The sequence below is a fragment of the Mesorhizobium sp. DCY119 genome (assembly GCF_003590645.1).
In the GTDB taxonomy this organism is placed as follows: Bacteria; Pseudomonadota; Alphaproteobacteria; order Rhizobiales; family Rhizobiaceae; genus Mesorhizobium_M.
Window position 1 is genome coordinate 3,834,136 of the sequence record NZ_CP031834.1, and the last position, 16,713, is coordinate 3,850,848.

General features: G+C 59.1%; 11 protein-coding genes. 4 read left to right on the top strand and 7 right to left on the bottom strand.

Annotation, left to right across the window (positions count from 1 at the left end; translation table 11 throughout):
* Window positions 1-46: 46 nt before the first annotated feature.
* From DZG07_RS18665 to DZG07_RS18685, 5 genes are all read right to left on the bottom strand, one after another.
* Window positions 47-1,402 carry an LLM class flavin-dependent oxidoreductase gene (locus DZG07_RS18665; RefSeq protein WP_119819498.1) on the bottom strand — a complete coding sequence of 452 codons (1,356 nt, stop codon included), beginning with the start codon at window positions 1,400-1,402 and terminating at the stop codon, window positions 47-49.
* A 382-nt stretch (window positions 1,403-1,784) separates the two neighbouring features.
* On the bottom strand, window positions 1,785-2,804 hold the full coding sequence (locus DZG07_RS18670; protein WP_119819501.1) for an isopenicillin N synthase family oxygenase: 1,020 nt from the start codon (window positions 2,802-2,804) through the stop codon (window positions 1,785-1,787).
* Between the two features lie 188 nt (window positions 2,805-2,992).
* Window positions 2,993-3,859 (bottom strand): alpha/beta hydrolase, encoded by an 867-nt coding sequence (locus DZG07_RS18675; protein WP_162931653.1) that lies wholly within the window; start codon window positions 3,857-3,859, stop codon window positions 2,993-2,995.
* Window positions 3,840-4,079: a DUF1127 domain-containing protein gene (locus DZG07_RS18680; protein ID WP_245429516.1), complete on the bottom strand. Its 240-nt coding sequence runs from the start codon at window positions 4,077-4,079 to the stop codon at window positions 3,840-3,842. The genes DZG07_RS18675 and DZG07_RS18680 overlap by 20 nt, the downstream gene beginning before the upstream one ends.
* 110 nt (window positions 4,080-4,189) lie before the next feature.
* Window positions 4,190-4,558: a hypothetical protein gene (locus DZG07_RS18685; RefSeq protein ID WP_133304759.1), complete on the bottom strand. Its 369-nt coding sequence runs from the start codon at window positions 4,556-4,558 to the stop codon at window positions 4,190-4,192.
* A gap of 394 nt (window positions 4,559-4,952) precedes the next feature.
* Between DZG07_RS18685 and DZG07_RS18690 the strand changes: the two genes are divergently transcribed.
* Together DZG07_RS18690 and DZG07_RS18695 are read left to right on the top strand one after the other, a co-directional pair.
* The gene (locus tag DZG07_RS18690) at window positions 4,953-8,627 is read left to right on the top strand and encodes a PAS-domain containing protein (RefSeq protein WP_162931654.1); all 3,675 of its coding nucleotides are present in this window, start codon (window positions 4,953-4,955) and stop codon (window positions 8,625-8,627) included.
* Window positions 8,628-8,718: 91 nt separating this feature from the next.
* On the top strand, window positions 8,719-9,429 hold the full coding sequence (locus tag DZG07_RS18695; RefSeq protein ID WP_091914607.1) for a response regulator transcription factor: 711 nt from the start codon (window positions 8,719-8,721) through the stop codon (window positions 9,427-9,429).
* Between the two features lie 46 nt (window positions 9,430-9,475).
* Here DZG07_RS18695 and DZG07_RS18700 read toward each other — a convergent pair whose 3' ends face one another.
* Together DZG07_RS18700 and DZG07_RS18705 are read right to left on the bottom strand one after the other, a co-directional pair.
* Entirely contained in the window at window positions 9,476-11,590 is a 2,115-nt protein-coding gene (locus tag DZG07_RS18700) for a catalase (protein ID WP_119819512.1), read from the bottom strand.
* A gap of 194 nt (window positions 11,591-11,784) precedes the next feature.
* Window positions 11,785-13,158: a PAS domain S-box protein gene (locus DZG07_RS18705; protein WP_119819515.1), complete on the bottom strand. Its 1,374-nt coding sequence runs from the start codon at window positions 13,156-13,158 to the stop codon at window positions 11,785-11,787.
* Between the two features lie 242 nt (window positions 13,159-13,400).
* Here DZG07_RS18705 and DZG07_RS18710 point away from each other — a divergent pair, with 242 nt between their 5' ends.
* Together DZG07_RS18710 and DZG07_RS18715 are read left to right on the top strand one after the other, a co-directional pair.
* Window positions 13,401-14,462 (top strand): glycosyltransferase family 4 protein, encoded by a 1,062-nt coding sequence (locus tag DZG07_RS18710; protein ID WP_119819518.1) that lies wholly within the window; start codon window positions 13,401-13,403, stop codon window positions 14,460-14,462.
* A gap of 54 nt (window positions 14,463-14,516) precedes the next feature.
* The gene (locus DZG07_RS18715) at window positions 14,517-16,679 is read left to right on the top strand and encodes an amylo-alpha-1,6-glucosidase (RefSeq protein ID WP_119819520.1); all 2,163 of its coding nucleotides are present in this window, start codon (window positions 14,517-14,519) and stop codon (window positions 16,677-16,679) included.
* Window positions 16,680-16,713: the final 34 nt, after the last annotated feature.

A 16,713-nucleotide genomic window follows, 5' to 3' on the forward strand; every position in this document is an offset into this window, starting at 1 on the left:
AAGCTGGCTGTTTTCCCGGGCCGAACAGGCATTCCGATTTCCGGCGTCAGACAGCCTTCCGCTGGTCGACGGGGCTCTCTTCGAAGAAGCGGTTTGCCGGTCGGGCCAGGCCGAGGTTTTCGCGCAATGTCGAACCTTCGTATTCGCGCCTGAAGATACCGCGACTCTGCAGTTCGGGAACCACCCTGTCGACGAAGTCATCGAGCCCCGCGGGCAGGAACGGGAACATGACATTGAACCCGTCCGAACCTTCCGACACCAGCCATTCCTCCATCTCGTCGGCTATAGCCTTCGCCGTCCCGACGAAGGCGAGACCGGAATAGCCGCCGAGCCGCTGCGCAAGCTGCCTGACCGTCAGGTTCTCCTCACGCGCCAGTTCGATCACACGCTCGCGCCCGCTCTTGCTGGCGTTGGTTTCGGGAATATCCGGCAGCGGTGCGTCCGGATCGAAGCCCGATGCGTCGTGACCGATCGCGATCGACAGCGAAGCGATGCCGCTTTCGTAATAGACCAGGTTGTCGAGTTTGGAGCGCTTGGCGCGGGCTTCTTCGACCGTATCGCCGACGACGACAAACGCGCCGGGCAATATCTTTATGTCATCACGCGAGCGGCCCGCCTTCACCGCCCTCGCCTTCACGTCTGAATAGAACCGCTGCCCGGCGGCAAGATCGGCATGCGCGGCGAAAATGACTTCCGCCGTCTCGGCCGCTAGTTGCCTCCCCGGGTCCGAAGCGCCGGCCTGCACGATGACAGGCCAGCCCTGGGGCGGACGCGCAATGTTGAGCGGCCCCCTGACGGAAAGACTGGGCCCTTTGTGGTCGAGGACATGCAGTTTCGACGGGTCGAAATAGAGGCCGCTTTCGGCATCGCGAACAAAGGCATCGTCGGCGAAACTATCCCAAAGCCCGGTCACGACATCATAAAATTCGCGAGCGCGGCGGTAGCGCTCGCCGTGCTCGACATGTTCCTGCCTGCCAAAGTTCAACGCGGCATCCGGGTTGGAAGTCGTCACGATATTCCAGCCTGCACGACCACCGCTGATATGATCGAGCGAAGCGAAACGGCGGGCGATATGATAGGGCTCGTCGAACGTCGTGGAAGCTGTGGCGACAAGACCGATGTGGTCCGTCACGGCGGCGAGCGCCGACAGTAGCGTGAACGGCTCGAACGATGTCACCGTGTGACTGCGCTTCAGCGCCTCGATCGGCATGTTCAGCACGGCCAGATGATCGGCCATGAAAAAGGCGTCGAACTTCGCGCTTTCGAGCCTCTGCGCGAAGTGCTTCAGATGCGCGAAGTTGAAATTGGCATCGGGATAAGCGCCGGGATAGCGCCATGCGCCAGTGTGCAGACTGACAGGGCGCATGAATGCGCCGAGCCGCAATTGTCGGGTTTGGGCCATGGGGAGGACTTTCGACAAACGATGACGTTAAGCCGGATATTGCATTGACCCAGAAGATGAGCCGCCCAGGCCGTTGGCGAAAGGTATTTCCTTTCACCAAACCGCGCAGTTGCACAAAGTGTTTCTCAACGACCGCCGAAGAGCACCATCCTGGCAGAGGCTGTTCAAGGCAAAAGAAAGCCGGGCTCGAATACGGCCCGGCGAATTGAAGGTTTAAAACCTCCAGAGGGGAACACACATCCAGTTCCAATGGGAGGAGAAGAACCAGATGATTTTTCCTTTATGCGCCGATTCGACCCTTTTCGATACGAATTTCATTCTAAAGATATCAATACTCGGCGAATAGTCTTCCGAGCGAGGCGATGCCTAACATCGAAGGGGCTCAGGTCGGCGCCAAGGTCGTGTCCAGAAGATCGGCATAGTGTCGCCGCGCTACGTCCGGATGCGAGCGCAATCGGCTCTTCAGAACATTCGTGCCGACATCGCGAAACAGCGGATTATCCGGATCGCTCGCTGGTCCCTGTGCTTCCCCTGCCAGTTCTTCGGGAAGGGTCAGAAGCGGGATGGTGGCGTCGAGGCGCGCGCTGAAGAAAAACGGTACCGATATCCGCTCCACGCTGGCCGGCGGCGTGATCACGCGGTGAACCGTCGCCCGCAGATATCCGTTCGACGCAAGCTCGAGAAGTTCCCCGATGTTGACGACGAGCGTTCCGGGGATCGGGTCGACATCCACCCAATGGCCGTCATATTCAACCTGCAGCCCTTTGTTTTCGTCCTGCAGAAGCAAGGTCAGGAAGCCGCCATCCTTGTGCGCGCCGACCCCCTGGCCATCGCCGGTCGCATCCCGGCCCGGATAGCGCACGATCTTCATTCGGTGATTGGGCGACTCGCGGTAGATGGGATCGAAGGCATCTTCCGGCTGCTCAAGAGCGACCGCGAAAGCCTTCAGCAGGCGTATCGCCACCGCCGTCGCCTTCGCCTGCCAAGCGAGCAGCGCCGGCTTCAGGCTGGGCAGCTGCCCTGGCCACTGATTTGGTCCTTGAAGCCTCGTCCAGGCCGGCGTGTCCGGGCTCTGTGGAATGGCCTCACGCTCGACACCGATGTCAAGCTGCTCGCGCCAGTCGGCCTTGCCCTTGGTCAGTTCACCACCCGCACGCGTGTAGCCGCGAAACTGCGAGGAATTGACCATCTCGATGGCAAGCTTGTCGGCCTCGGGTAATGCAAAGAACTGCCGCGATGCCGCCAAAACATCGGCGATCTCGTCTTCCGTTATTCCATGGCCGCTTAGATAAAAGAAACCTACGTCGCGGGCTGCCGAGCGCAGATCGGCAAGAAATGTCCGGCTTTCCGAGTGGCCTTGTTCGAGCCTGCTCAAATCCAACACCGGGACGATTCTGGTCATAACTCTGCTCCTTGGTTTCCTCTTGAAGATCAGCCGCCACCATGGATTGCCCCGAAAAAGGTGACACAGGTGCAAGGCCGATCAAAGACATCGCCAATCCAATCTAAGCGAAGTCGAGGAAAGACCGCACCGCTGTCGATTGAAAACCTGCAAGTTTGTTTCGACCGGAGACGGCGGTGGTTTCACACTCAGGCGGCTCGTCTGGGTCGAGCCGCACGGAGCCACGATGGTTGCGTCGTCTCTACATAATCGACTGATTTCAAGTGTGAGCCTATCAGCGGATCGAGAATATGCGGATCGGTCAGCGGCGCCATGTGCCCGGCGTCGGGAATCATGACGAGACGTGCTCCGATTATTGCTTCGGCGACAAGCTCGGTGACACGAAGGCTTGCAGCAGGGCTTTCCAACGCCATGACTGCAAGTGTCGGGCACGACGCCCGCCTGCAGCGTGACAGGGGCCAGTACTCGGCCAGGGCAGCCGCAAGGGTCATCGCCACCTGCTCGGCCTGAGAGGCAAGATGGGCGCGCAGGCCGCTGCTGGTTCTGGACCAGGCGCCGGCTCCATACCAGAAGTCGACATAGACCTGAATTGCATCAGTCGGCTTCATGGCGGCGATGGATGCCGCCATTCGATCGGCAAGATCGACGAGTTCGCTAAACAGCATCCGATCGGCCGGATCATCGGCGAGCAACAGATGGAAGCAAGTCGGCTCGATCAGCGTCAGGCTTCGTACCAATGTCGGCCGGGACAGCGCGATTTCCAGCGCCACCGCGGCACCATGGCCATGGCCGACAATATGTATCGGGACCGTGTCAGGGGCGAGCGCGCCGATAAGAAGCTGGGCTATGTCGTGGACGTCGTTGGCTGTACGCAAACCGACGTCGACATGGCCCGGCAGTTCCGGCGCGATCAAATGATACCGGCCGCGAAGATAGTTCGAGAGACCCTGCCATTGCCGGCCGGAACTCGCCGCATCATGCAAGGCGAGCACCGGCAGGCGAGGATCCCTGGCATCAGGCTCGACAGCGAACTGGTCAAGCTGTCCGGGTTTCATGACCGCGCATCCTCTCGTTTGACGAGCCATAGGCGATCGACATGATCTCGGATCGCGTGATGCCGATGTCCTTGAGCATGTAATCGTCCAGTTTGGACAGGTCCCGGACGGTCCGGCGCTGGCTCCGATCTGCGCGGAAGGCGTCGTAGGCGATGCGCACTCTCTCGAGGAGAGACATGTCCCGATTGTCGGGTGAAAGTAAAAGGGTGATTGCAAACACGGTACACTCCATTGATTGAGACCGCCCGATCGGCGGCGTGGTTGATTGCGGTCTGGACGGCGGCAGGTGCAGCTTTGCGCCTTCAGACAATGCCGCCGTCCCGCCCAACGTCAGTTGCTGCCGTAAAGAATGCGCGAACTGGCCCCGAGACCCGTTCCCCGGCTGCCGGCGGACATCGATGCCGCCGAGGAAAAGCCGAGCGCCCGCGGCGCGTTGTAGACAGTCGATGGCATCGACGCGTCGCCATAGGTGTAACGGGACGAAAGTTTCCCAACAGCCGCAGGCGCGCCAATCGAGGCGCTTGACGAGAAGTTGAGGCCGGTTGGCACCTTCTTCACGATGGAGCGCGGGGCGGCATCGCCGTAACGGGCGGAAGTCATGCCTGCGCCCGGAAACTGCAGGTTGGAAAGGATATCGTTGGCATGCGTGGTGCCGACTGCCGGCAGCATGGCCGCGAACGCAAGGATGATCTGTCTCATGATGGTCTCCATTGTTGTTTCGATTTTCTGGCTTCGCTGTCGCGCTTCATTCCAGCGTTGCTCCGCTGAAATTGATGAAGCTGACGACATCGTTCGGTTTTGAAAAACCTGTTCGGCAACGATCGATTCAATCGAAGTCGACGCTCCGGTTTTAGCGCAGCGTTGTTTCACCTGTTTTTCTGGCGGGAAGCAGAAGTGTTTCTTTTGTTTCGGGATTCATGCTCAGGTTGCTTGATGCGACTGAAGCAATTGAAACAAATCGCCGGAATCTTGAATGAATCCTGAAAAATAGAGGTAGTATTCCTTCGGAAAATACCTCTTCCGGACAGTGCGGCTGATCGCAATCGATGTTCGACGGGGATGGAGACTGTGCATGCTCGACGAAAGCCAAGTCATGAACGCACCAACAGGCTACGCCTTGTTCAACGGCGAGAACATTCTCGTCGAGGCCAATGCAGAGATCTTCGGTGAAAGCGCCTCCACGTCCGCTAATCCCGGCTCAATGAACCTGGAGACGGCGAGCGCCAGGGTTCTTGCCCGGTTCAAGAGCTTCGACGGCAGGACTGTCGAGCCGAACGACAGCTTCATTAGAAGTGCCGCGGCGCGCTGGAAGGAAACCGCAAAGGCGCCGGTCGAGGCCGAGACGGTGGACGGACGCTGGAAACTGCTGACGACACATCCCCGGCCCGACGGTGGCGTTGCCCTGGTCAGCATCGACATCACCGACATCAAGCGGGCGCAGATCGCATATCAGGCCAACGCCGAGATATTCCGCTGCATCACCGACAGTCATCCGCTGCCGGTCTGGGTGGTCGATGAGAAGAGCATGGAGATCCTCTATGAGAGCCTGGATGCCTCGAACCTGCTCGGCAGGAAATGGCAGCCTGGTACGCCGCAATTCATAACCGACCATTCCGTAGACCCTCGCGTTTTCAACAAGATCAGGGAACTCGTCAGTGCGAGCGATATCGTTCGCGATCACGAAATCCAGTTCAAACGGTCGGACGGCACGATTGTCTGGTGCTCGGCCAATTGCCGGCCCGGGCTCTATCAGGGACGCCCCTCGATCGTCATAGGCGTTCTCGACATCACGAAACGCAAGCAGCGCGAAGACCTGTTCGGTTTCCTCATCAAGCATCACCCGCTGCCGGTGTGGATGAACGATATCGAATCCGGGGATTTGATCTACCAGAGCCGCGCAGCCGAGCGGCTGTTCGGCTGGCCGAAGAACGCAAGCACGGCCCGAAAGATGCCTAAGCTCTGCGACTATTTCGTCGACCAGCGGCAGTATCGGAAGATCAGCCATGAGCTCATGCGCAAGGGAACCGTCGAAAATTGCGAGGCGCTCCTGAAGCGGGCTGATGGTCAGGAAATCTGGGCAACCGGCAATCTCCGTGTCGTGGAGTATCAAGGGCGGCAGATGGTGCTTGGCGGCATCGCCGATGTCACCAAGCAGAAGAAGCGCGACGACGAAATCGCACTGGCGCGCGAGTTGCTCTCGGACGCCATCGAATCCCTGTCGGAAGGCTTTGCGCTATACGGTGACGACAACCGGCTCGTGATGTGCAACCGGCTCTACCGCGAAATGAACCATATGGTCGAGGATATGGTCGAGCCCGGGGTCGAATGGGCCGCACTGCTGCGCGAAGCGGCAAGGCGCGGGGCGTATCGCGCCGCTATCGGCCGCGAAGACGCGTGGTTCAATGAGCGCGTTCGGGATCGTGTCGGGTTCCTGAAAGATGCGCCCGTTGAGCTTGGCAACGGACAATGGCACTCGGTGTCGGTTCATCCGACCCGTCTCGGCGGATTCGTGGTAACCCGCGCGGACATAAGCGAACGCAAGAAGGCCGAGACCGCCGAACGCGACGCCCATGCCTTGCTGCGTCAGGTTCTCGATGCCTGCCCTTCGCCCACTCGCATGTCCACAGTCGACGGGCAGACGCTTTATCGAAATCCGGCATGCGCAAATCTTTACGGCGATCGAGCGAAGATCACGGATTACTACGTCGATGCCGACGACAGCCGACGCCTTGTCGAAACCCTGCAGGAAGACGGCAGGGTCGACGACTTCCGGGTCCAGCAATACACGGCAGACAACCGCGTGTTCTGGGCTTCGCTTTCAGCGCGCCTGATCGATTTCCAGGGCCAGTCGGTCATCGTCTCCAACTCGACAAATATCGACGACATGATCCTGGCTCAGGACCAGACACGGCGGGCCAATAACCGGCTGATCGATGCAATCGAGTCACTGGCGGAAGGGTTTGCGCTTTATGGCAAGGACGATTGCCTGATCCTCGCCAACAGCCGCTACCGCAAGATGCATGCGATAAGCGCTGATGTTCTGGCTCCCGGCGTGAACTGGTTCGACTTTCTGCGCACCACTGCAGAGCGAAAACAGTTCCCTGTTCCACCGCAGGGGATAGACACCTGGCTGGCCGAGCGGGCGAAGGACCGGCGCGAGTTCCGGCAGCAGGAATTCCAGCATACCGACGGCAGCTGGTACTTCGTTTCGACCTGCCCCACCCGCGAAGGAGGCTTCGTCGTTACCCGCGTCGACATCACCGAGCGCAAACGGGCTGAACTGGCGGCAAAGGAAGCCGACGAACTGGTCCGCAAGGTTCTCGAAGCCTGCCCGGTCAACATCCAGATGACCCGCGCCCATGACGGCAAGGTGCTTTATCGCAGCCCCGCGACGGCCGAACTGCTTGGCAATGTGGCTTACGCGGCGGACTACTATGTCGATCAGGTGGATCGGAAGCGATATGTCGAGAAACTTCTGGGCGAAGGATCGATCGACGATTTCGAAACCCAGCTCAAGCGCAAGGACGGGGGAACATGCTGGTGCTCGATATCGTCCCGCCTCATCGACTTCCACGGCGAGAATGTCATCGTATCGCACGCCTACGATCTTACCGACCGTATCAGGATGCAGACCGAACTCGAGCGCCAGCGCGAAACACTGCATCAGAACGAAAAACTCTCAGCTTTGGGTGAGTTGCTGGCAGGAGTGGCGCACGAACTGAACAACCCGCTCTCCGTGGTGCTCGGGCTTTCCTTGATATTGAAGGAAACGGCAAAGGATCGAACGACCGAGGAGCGTGCCGACAAGATCAGCAAGGCCGCCGAACGATGCGCGCGTATCGTCAAGACCTTCCTGGCCATGGCTCGGCAGCAACCAACCAGAACCCAGAACGTCCGGATAGATGACGTCGTCGCCTCTGCGATCGAGGTGGCCAGCTATTCCATCAGTTCCTCCGACGTCGCCTTCTCGGTTCACCTCCAGCAAGGTCTCCCGCCGATCTGGGCCGATCCGGACCAGCTCAGCCAGGTACTGATCAATCTCCTGGTCAATGCCGAGCAGGCTTTGCACGGATGGGAGGGGCGAAGAGAGATAACGATCTCCGCGCATCTGCACCCCAGGAATGGCAATGTGCTCGTCAGGATTTCCGACACAGGACCCGGAATCGCCGGCGAAATCCTGTCACGCATCTTTGAGCCGTTCTTCACCACCAAGGAGGTCGGAGCCGGAACCGGGATCGGGCTGTCATTCTGTCACCGCATCGTTCAGTCGCATGGGGGGACCATTGAGGTCGAAACCACCGCTGGCGAAGGGTCCACCTTCATTGTCTCGCTTCCGGTTTCGCAACGGCCGAGCGTGAAAGCCGAAAACAAGTCCCAGGAGCCGGCAAAATCCTCGGGACTGGCCTGCCTGGTCGTGGACGATGAGAAGGAGGTCGGAGACCTGATTGCGGAGGTGCTGAGACGTGACGGTTTCAGGGTCACCGTCGCCCGATCTGGCGAGGAAGCCGTGCGACAATTGAAGAAACACACCTTCGCCCTGATCCTGAGCGATCTGAAGATGCCGAACATGGATGGCCGCCATCTGTTCAACCATGTCGCCGATTTTCACCCATCGGAGATAGAGCGGCTCGCCTTCCTGACGGGTGATACGATCAGCCCGGACGCGCAGGTTTTCCTGCGGGCGACAAAGCGGCCCTATCTGGAAAAACCGGTCAAACCTGACGAACTCCGATCCTTCGTGTCCAAATTGATGAGCAAAAGTATCTGATTGTGTAACCGGTGTTGGCGCCTGGTGATTTGCCATCCGATTTGAACGGGAATAGTTTGTATCTGGGGCAAGTTACTTGTCGACCGATGTCTTGATGGAAGCTGCGCACATCGTTGTTTGCGACGACGAGCCGGATATACGTGACATTGTCGCGGAATATCTGGAGCGCCATGGCTATGCCGTCACGCCTGTCGATGGCGGTCCGGCTTTGCGCGAACTGGCCAATGCACGCCATATCGACGCGATCATCCTGGATATAAGGATGCCTGGCGAGGACGGGCTGTCGCTGGCCCGATATCTGCGTGAACGCTCGGACGTTGCCATCATCATGCTGACGGGGTCCGCCGACACCATAGACCGCGTCGTCGGCCTCGAAATGGGTGCCGATGACTATATCGCAAAACCGGTGGATTTGCGGGAACTGCTCGCCCGCCTCAAAGCGGTGTTGCGCAGAACTTCAGGCCGCGCACGGCCTGAAGTGAAGGCGGACACTCACGGCACTCAGCAAGTCAAGTTCGGGCGTTGCAGCTTTGACCGCGAAGCGCACAAGCTGTTCGACGAAGACGGCATTGAAATCGCAATCACGGCGATGGAGTTCCAGCTTCTGAAGGTATTCGCCGATCATCGCGGGCGCGTCCTAAACCGGGATCAGCTTCTCGAACTGGCGCACGACCGCGGCTGGGACCCGTTCGACCGCAGCATCGACATCCGCATCTCCCGGTTGCGTAAGAAGATAGAGATCGATCCTTCCAAGCCGGAGGTTATCCGAACCATTCGCGGTGTCGGATACCTTTATTCGTAGCGAAACGATTTGACGGCAGACATCCGGCGGCAACCGCCAAAGGCGGCTAAGTTTTTGCCTCTCTGCTCCAGATCCGAAGGGCTCCAAGCGTTTTGACAAAACCTGCGGCATCCTTTGCCCCGGAGAGTTCAATGAAGCCTTTATCGAGTCCGTCAGCAATGCCGGCCTTTTCGAACAAGAGTTTTGCTGCTTCGACATAGCCGATGAACTTGCAATGCGCATAGGCGTCGGCAACAAAATCGCGCACGGCCGGATTTTGGACGAGCTCCGCCATAGCGTCTTTGGATGGAAGAAGCGCAACCGCATCGTAAAGCACGGATGGTCCGCCGCCGATCATCTGATCCGCCTCGATCAGGCTTCCATCGCTGGCTTTTGCCCCACCGACCTTTGGAGCGATGATCTCGAAGTTCGCACGCTCTTTCACCAATGCAGCAGTGAGTGCCTTCAGAATTGCTGCATCTGTTCCATCGGTGACCAGAATGCCGAGCTTGCGACCTTCGAACCGTTCCGGCCCTTTTGCGAGAATGCTGAGGGACGGCGCGGCATCGAGATCCTGGCGCGTTGCGACGGCCGCGTCAGCGGGCTTGGGCATAGCCTTGATCCCGAGAGCAGCGCCGACCTCATTGGCCAGTCCGTTGTCGATGTTGAGCAGGTGGGAGACAATCCGCTCGCGGATTACCGGCGTCTTGACCTTGCTGAGTTCGAAGGTGATCGCTGCTGCGATGTGGTGCTGCTCTGTCGGCGTCTGGCTGATGAAAAACTGTCGCGCCTGGCTGTAATGATCGGCGAAACTTTCAGCGCGAATGCGTTGCTTCGGCCCCTCCTCTATGTCGGCAAACGATCGAAACCCTCGCTCCGGGGACTCTCGCGGGCCTTCTCCCCAGGAGTTGGGCTGATAATTGACGCGCCCGACCGGGTTGCGCATGGCCATGTGGCCGTCCTGCTGGAAATGATTGAAGGGGCATTTTGGGGCATTGATCGGAAGATGCGTAAAGTTGGTGCTGCCTAGCCGCTTGATCTGGGTATCGAGGTAAGAAAAATTGCGGCCCTGAAGTAGCGGATCGTTGGAGAAGTCGATGCCCGGCGGCACGTTCTGCGTCATGAACGCAACCTGCTCGGTCTCAGCGAAGAAGTTGTCCGGCATACGGTCGAGCACCAGACGGCCGACGGGAATGGGTCTCAGAACTTCTTCCGGAATTAGCTTTGTCGCATCGAGGATATCGAAGTCGAAGCTATCGGCAAAATCCTGGTCGAAGAGCTGAACCTGCAGTTCCCACTCGGGGAAGTTTCCGGATTTGATCGCATCCCAGAGGTCACGTCGGTGGAAATCGGGATCAGCGCCATTGATCTTCACGGCCTCATTCCAGACGACGGATTGCAGGCCGAGCTTCGGCTTCCAATGGAACTTTACGAAAGTCGATTCATCCTTGGCGTTGACCATGCGAAATGTGTGGACGCCAAATCCTTCCATGAAGCGGAAAGACCGAGGGATTGCGCGATCGGACATCACCCACATGATCATGTGCATGCTTTCGGGAGTCAGCGATATGAAATCCCAGAAATTGTCGTGCGCGGACTGAGCCTGGGGGAAACCGCTATCGGGCTCGGGCTTCACGGAGTGGATGATGTCGGGAAACTTGATCGCGTCCTGGATGAAGAAGACCGGGATATTGTTTCCGACGATGTCCCAGTTGCCTTCCTTGGTGTAGAGCTTGACGGCAAAACCACGAACATCACGCGCCAGATCGACCGAGCCCTTGCTGCCCGCGACGGTGGAGAAGCGCACGAACGCCGAGGTCTTTTCCCCCGCCCGCTGGAAAATATCGGCCCGGGTGTAGTCCGCCAACGAGTCATACGTTTCGAAGTAACCATGCGCGCCATAGCCGCGAGCATGGACCACCCGCTCCGGGATGCGTTCGTGGTCAAAGTGAAAAATCTTCTCCCTAAAATGGAAGTCCTCCATCACCGTCGGGCCTCGAGCACCAATACGCAACGAGTTTTGATCGTCTGAAACCGGCCCGCCCTGGGCGGTCGTCAGAATGGGTGTGTCGCCCTCTGCAACCTGGTGAAGCTCACCGCCATTGCCTTTGTGCAGTTTTTGATCATGGATAGATACGCTTGCCGTCGAAGCCTTGCTGGAACGGCCTGATGTCTTCGCCATTGGGTTCCCTTTGCGGATTACACACGACATGGCCGTCCCCTTCGGGCAGAAGGGGCTGCTTGAATGCCGGTCGATCGTGATGTCGTTGCGATTACCGGGAACGCGACGCGCGAAGCTTCGTTCCGTTAAATCTACACTTCCGCAATCAGGGCCTGTCAGGACGCCACGGCAGGCGTGGGTGCGTTGCCTCTATCTCAGGTCAAACTGTCTAGCGGTGCTTCCAGCGTCCAGATGAGACCATCGGGCGCAAAGGCGACACTGCCGACCCCGTTCACGGCCGCAGGGGCAACTCTTTCAAGAACCACTCTTCCGAAACCTTTGCGGTCTGGCTCATGTACAATTGGACCGCCGCTCTCCTTCCACGTCAGGCAAATATGCGACGGATTTTCTTCCGCGACCTTCCACTCTATGTCGATCCGTCCGGCAGGCGTCGAAAGCGCGCCATATTTGACCGAATTTGTCGCAAGTTCGTGGAAGGCAATGCCCAGATACTGGACGGCGGTCGCACCAAGCATCAGCGCATTGCCACGGGCAGAAACCCGCTCGTCATTTGCAAATGGTTGGACTTGCTTGGTGATGAGCTGGCCTAGGTCGGCTCCGCGCCAATCGCCGTCAACCAGAAGATCGTGAGAACTGGCCAGCGCCATGATGCGTTCTCTGATCTGGGCCTCGAAATCTTCGGTGGATGTGGCGCGTTTCCGCGTCTCCCTGATCATGGATAAAATCACGGCGAACTGGTTTTTCACTCTATGATTGACTTCGCGCATCAACATCCGGATGCGATTTTCGCTCTCCTTCCGATCGGTGATGTTTCGCGCGATCTTGGATGCTCCGATGACCATGCCGGCCGCATTTCTCACCGGGGAGACGGTCAACGATATGTTGATGAGCGTACCATTCTTATGCTGCCTGATGGTGTCGAAATGGTCCACGCGTTCACCGGCTCGGATACGTCCGAGGATCACGTCCTCTTCTGCCTTCCGGTCGGCCGGAATAAGGAAACCTATGTGCTTGCCGATGGCTTCGTCAGCCGTATAGCCGAAAAGCTCCTCGGCACCGCGGTTCCAGCTTGCAATCACCCCGGTGAGGCTTTTGCTGAGGATGGCATCATCGGAAGATTCCACGATCGCGGCCAGCCGGTGAGTTACTTCCTCGGCTGTCTTGTGATCGGTAATGTCGACCAGAATGTTGATCGCGCCGACTATCTTGCCTTCTTCGTCGCGAATTGGGGAAGGAAACGCCAGAAACGGAACGAGACTTCCGTCTGGCCTTTCGGCAATGGCTTCTCCCTTGAGCGCTCGGCCTTGTTTGACGGCAATCGCCATTGGACATTCGGCATGGGGCATCGGCCGTCCGTCCGGGTAGCGCAGACGCCACGAGCCACACCATTCGCTCATTCCGATTTCGGGACGATGCGCCCAAAGGGCGGCGGCGGCCTCGTTGAAATAGGTAATCCGCCCCTGAGCATCCGTCATGTAGATCGCGGCAGCCGAATCCTCAACAAGTTGGGGAGCTGTGAAATCGCCGGCCAAATTACCGTCCAAGGCTAGTAATTTCTGATCCAGCATAGTCTTTCCCTTGAAGCCGCCTTGCGCGCTCGTTCCTCAATTAGGACATTGCCATATAAAGGAAAGCCGTGGTGATTTATTCGGTTGGGAATAAATCGCGTTTATCGCGATGCAGCCAGCGGGGCCGGCAGCAGTTCCAATCTCGCCCAACGCATCCGCCTTCAGCCGGACTTGTATCGGAACGATCTGCTGGCTGAAGCATTCCGGTTACCTCGACGATACTGTTTGAGGGAACCTGAACCATGAGAATCGCGCATGTCGCGCCACTCTATGAATCGGTCCCGCCTAAGCTCTACGGTGGCACTGAACGCATCATCTCCTATCTGACGGAAGCGCTGGTCGCGTTTGGTCACGACGTGACCCTCTTTGCCAGCGGTGACACCACGACATCAGCAAAGCTCGTGCCCTGTCGACAGATCGCGCTTCGTCTCGACCCTCATCCGCTGAAATCCGAGATTGCTGCGCATCTGGCCATGCTGGCCGAGGTCAGGCAGCGCGCCGACCAGTTCGACATCATCCATTTCCATCTCAGTCACTTCCTGCACTTTCCGTTCTTCGAGCATATGCCGGAACGGACTGTGACCACGCCGCATGGCAGGCTGGATTATACCGATCTAGCGCCGGCCTATGAGCGCTTTCCGAATTTCCCGATGATTTCGATTTCGCGCAGCCAGCGCATGGGGCTCGCAGAAGCCAATTGGCTCGCTACAATCCATCACGGGATTCCGGTCGATATTTACAAACCTGCTTTCGAAGCAGGGCGCGACGGGGGCTATCTCGCATTTCTGGGCCGCATGTCGCGGGACAAGCGGCCAGACCGCGCCATCGAGATCGCGCGACGCGCCGGGCTCAGGCTCAAGCTGGCGGCCAAAATCGGCGATGACGACCGCGCCTATTTCCATGAAGTGGTCGAACCGATGATCGATGGCGACCAGATCGACTATGTCGGCGAGATATCGGAAGACCGCAAAGCCGCCTTCCTCGGCAACGCCGCCGGGCTACTTTTCCCGATCGACTGGCCCGAGCCGTTCGGTCTTGCGGTCATCGAAGCAATGGCGTGCGGAACGCCGGTGATTACCTGGAATTGCGGAGCGATGCCGGAAATCGTCGACAATGGCGTGACAGGCTTCATCGTCGATTCGATCGAAGAGGCCGTCGCATTCATGCCGCAGCTTCTGCAACTCGACCGGCGCGAAGTGCGCCGAACCTTCGAGCGGCGCTTTTCCGTCGAGCGAATGGCCAGGGACTATGTCAGCGCCTATGCGCGGTTGCTCGGCGGTGCAGCCGAGGCGAAAGCCTCCTGAGGCGGCAGACGTTTTCGAACATATTGCAGCAACAACCGCAGAGTTTCATGACCGATGGCACAACTTGACGAGCGCAAGCTCGACCCGGCCCTTGCCCTTGCATCGCTGGACGATACCGCACCACGGGAGCCGCATCGCCAGTTCGCCCTGAAGCATGGCGATTGTTTCGCCGTAGCCGACGCCTATGGCGACATACGAGGTGCCGGCGACGGCTTTTTCCGTGACGACACTCGCGTCCTGTCGGAGTTTCGCCTGACGGTCGGCGGACGCCCGACTTCGCTGCTGGGCGCATCGCTCAGCCAGGACAATGTGCTGTTCACCACCAACCTGACCAACCTGCCAATCGAAAACCTCGAAGGCCGCGAGATGCCGCAGGGAGCGGTTCATATCGAGCGCGTCAGGCTGCTTTGGGAGAACCGTCTGTATGAGCGCGTGACCATCTCGAACTATAGCCAGCAGGATTCCACGATCGCGCTTTCCCTGCACTTCGCCGCGGATTTCCGCGACATGTTCGAGGTGCGCGGATCGACCCGGGCCAAGCGTGGAACGGTGCACGAAGCCGAGACGAGCACGGGTTCCGTCGTTCTGCGCTATGAGGGACTGGATAAGCTCGTCCGCGTCTCGGTGATCTCATTTTCCCATGCAGCCGATCATTTGTCGGAAGGCAGGGCGGATTTTCGCCTCGCCGTGCCAAAGCGCGGCCGGCAGATTTTTTACATCGAGGCCGGACCGGAAGTCGCCGGCCAGCCTTGCCGCCAACGCTTTCGTGCAGCAGCTGCCCGAGCGCGTTTCGGCATGCGGGCCAAGCGCCGTCACGGCGCGACGATCCACAGTTCGGGCCGCGTCTTCAACGATTGGGTCGGACGTGCGCGGGCGGATGTCGCGCTGCTCACCACCGAACTTGAAACGGGGCCTTACCCCTATGCTGGAATTCCCTGGTTCTCGACCGCCTTCGGCCGCGACGGCGTTATTTCCGCTTTGCAGATGCTCTGGCTCAATCCGGGCCTGGCCCGGGGCGTTCTTGCTTTCCTGGCGCAGCATCAGGCGACCGAAACGTCGCCTTTCAGCGATTCCCAGCCCGGCAAGATCATGCACGAAACGCGCAAGGGTGAGATGGCAGCGCTGCTGGAGCTGCCCTTCGGGCGCTACTACGGCGGCGTCGACACCACGCCGCTCTACATCCATCTCGCCTGCGCTTACGCCAACCGCACCGGCGACATGGCCTTCATGGATGCCTTGTGGCCGTCTCTCTGCGCGGCAGCTGACTGGATCGAGGAAGCCAGCCGCCTCACCGGTTTCCTCACCTATCAGCGCGCGGCCGATACAGGCCTTGCCAACCAGGGCTGGAAGGACAGTTTCGATTCCGTCTTCCATGCTGACGGCCGCATCCCGAAGGGCCCGATCGCACTGGTAGAGGTGCAAGGCTATGTCTTTGCCGCATTCAAGGGGCTGGCGGAACTAGCAGCGCGCCGGGGCGAGACCGAAAAATCTGCACATTGGGCAGAACGCGCCGAAGCGATGCGTATTGCCGTCGAGAAACACTTCTGGCTCGAAGATCTCGGCTTCTACGCGCTGGCGCTCGATGGCGATGGTAATCCTTGTATCGTCCGCACGTCGAATGCCGGGCATCTCCTCTATGTCGGTCTTCCGGAAGCCAGCCGCGCGGAAAGGGTGGCGGATCAACTTCTGGCAGCGCCCTTCCATTCCGGCTGGGGTCTGCGGACGGTTGCCGACGACGCCATCTTCTTCAACCCGATGTCCTATCACAACGGTTCGATCTGGCCGCACGACACGGCGATATGCGGTGCAGGCCTAGCACGTTATGGCGTGCGGGACGATCTGGTGCGGTTGATGAGCGGAACGTTCGAGTCTGCCGTCCATTTCAACATGCGGCTGCCCGAACTGTTCTGCGGCTTCACCCGGGCACCAGGCGAGGCGCCGATCGCCTATCCGGTGGCGTGCCTGCCGCAAGCCTGGTCCGCCGGTTCCGTCTTCATGCTCATGCAGGCCTGTTTGGGTCTCGAAATCGACGGCTGGAACGGGGAAATCCATGTCGATCGGCCGAGATTGCCGATCGGTATCGACAATCTCACCATCCGGCATCTTGGAGTGGGCGTGAACGCGGTGGATCTGACATTCCAGCGCGTGGGAGATCGCGTCGGAGCATTTCTGGCAAGCCGTGACGAGGGCAAAGTGCCGCTTATCGTCCGAACCTGATTTTCAGGAACCGATAGCGCACCGATGCGTTAGC

Bases quoted from the DNA above. Each gene is read 5' to 3' on its own strand.
- DZG07_RS18665 (WP_119819498.1), bottom strand. From the start codon at position 1,402: ATGGCCCAAACCCGACAATTGCGGCTCGGCGCATTCATGCGCCCTGTC.
- DZG07_RS18670 (WP_119819501.1), bottom strand. From the start codon at position 2,804: ATGACCAGAATCGTCCCGGTGTTGGATTTGAGCAGGCTCGAACAAGGC.
- DZG07_RS18675 (WP_162931653.1), bottom strand. From the start codon at position 3,859: ATGAAACCCGGACAGCTTGACCAGTTCGCTGTCGAGCCTGATGCCAGG.
- DZG07_RS18685 (WP_133304759.1), bottom strand. From the start codon at position 4,558: ATGAGACAGATCATCCTTGCGTTCGCGGCCATGCTGCCGGCAGTCGGC.
- DZG07_RS18690 (WP_162931654.1), top strand. From the start codon at position 4,953: ATGAACGCACCAACAGGCTACGCCTTGTTCAACGGCGAGAACATTCTC.
- DZG07_RS18700 (WP_119819512.1), bottom strand. From the start codon at position 11,590: ATGGCGAAGACATCAGGCCGTTCCAGCAAGGCTTCGACGGCAAGCGTA.
- DZG07_RS18705 (WP_119819515.1), bottom strand. From the start codon at position 13,158: ATGCTGGATCAGAAATTACTAGCCTTGGACGGTAATTTGGCCGGCGAT.
- DZG07_RS18710 (WP_119819518.1), top strand. From the start codon at position 13,401: ATGAGAATCGCGCATGTCGCGCCACTCTATGAATCGGTCCCGCCTAAG.
- DZG07_RS18715 (WP_119819520.1), top strand. From the start codon at position 14,517: ATGGCACAACTTGACGAGCGCAAGCTCGACCCGGCCCTTGCCCTTGCA.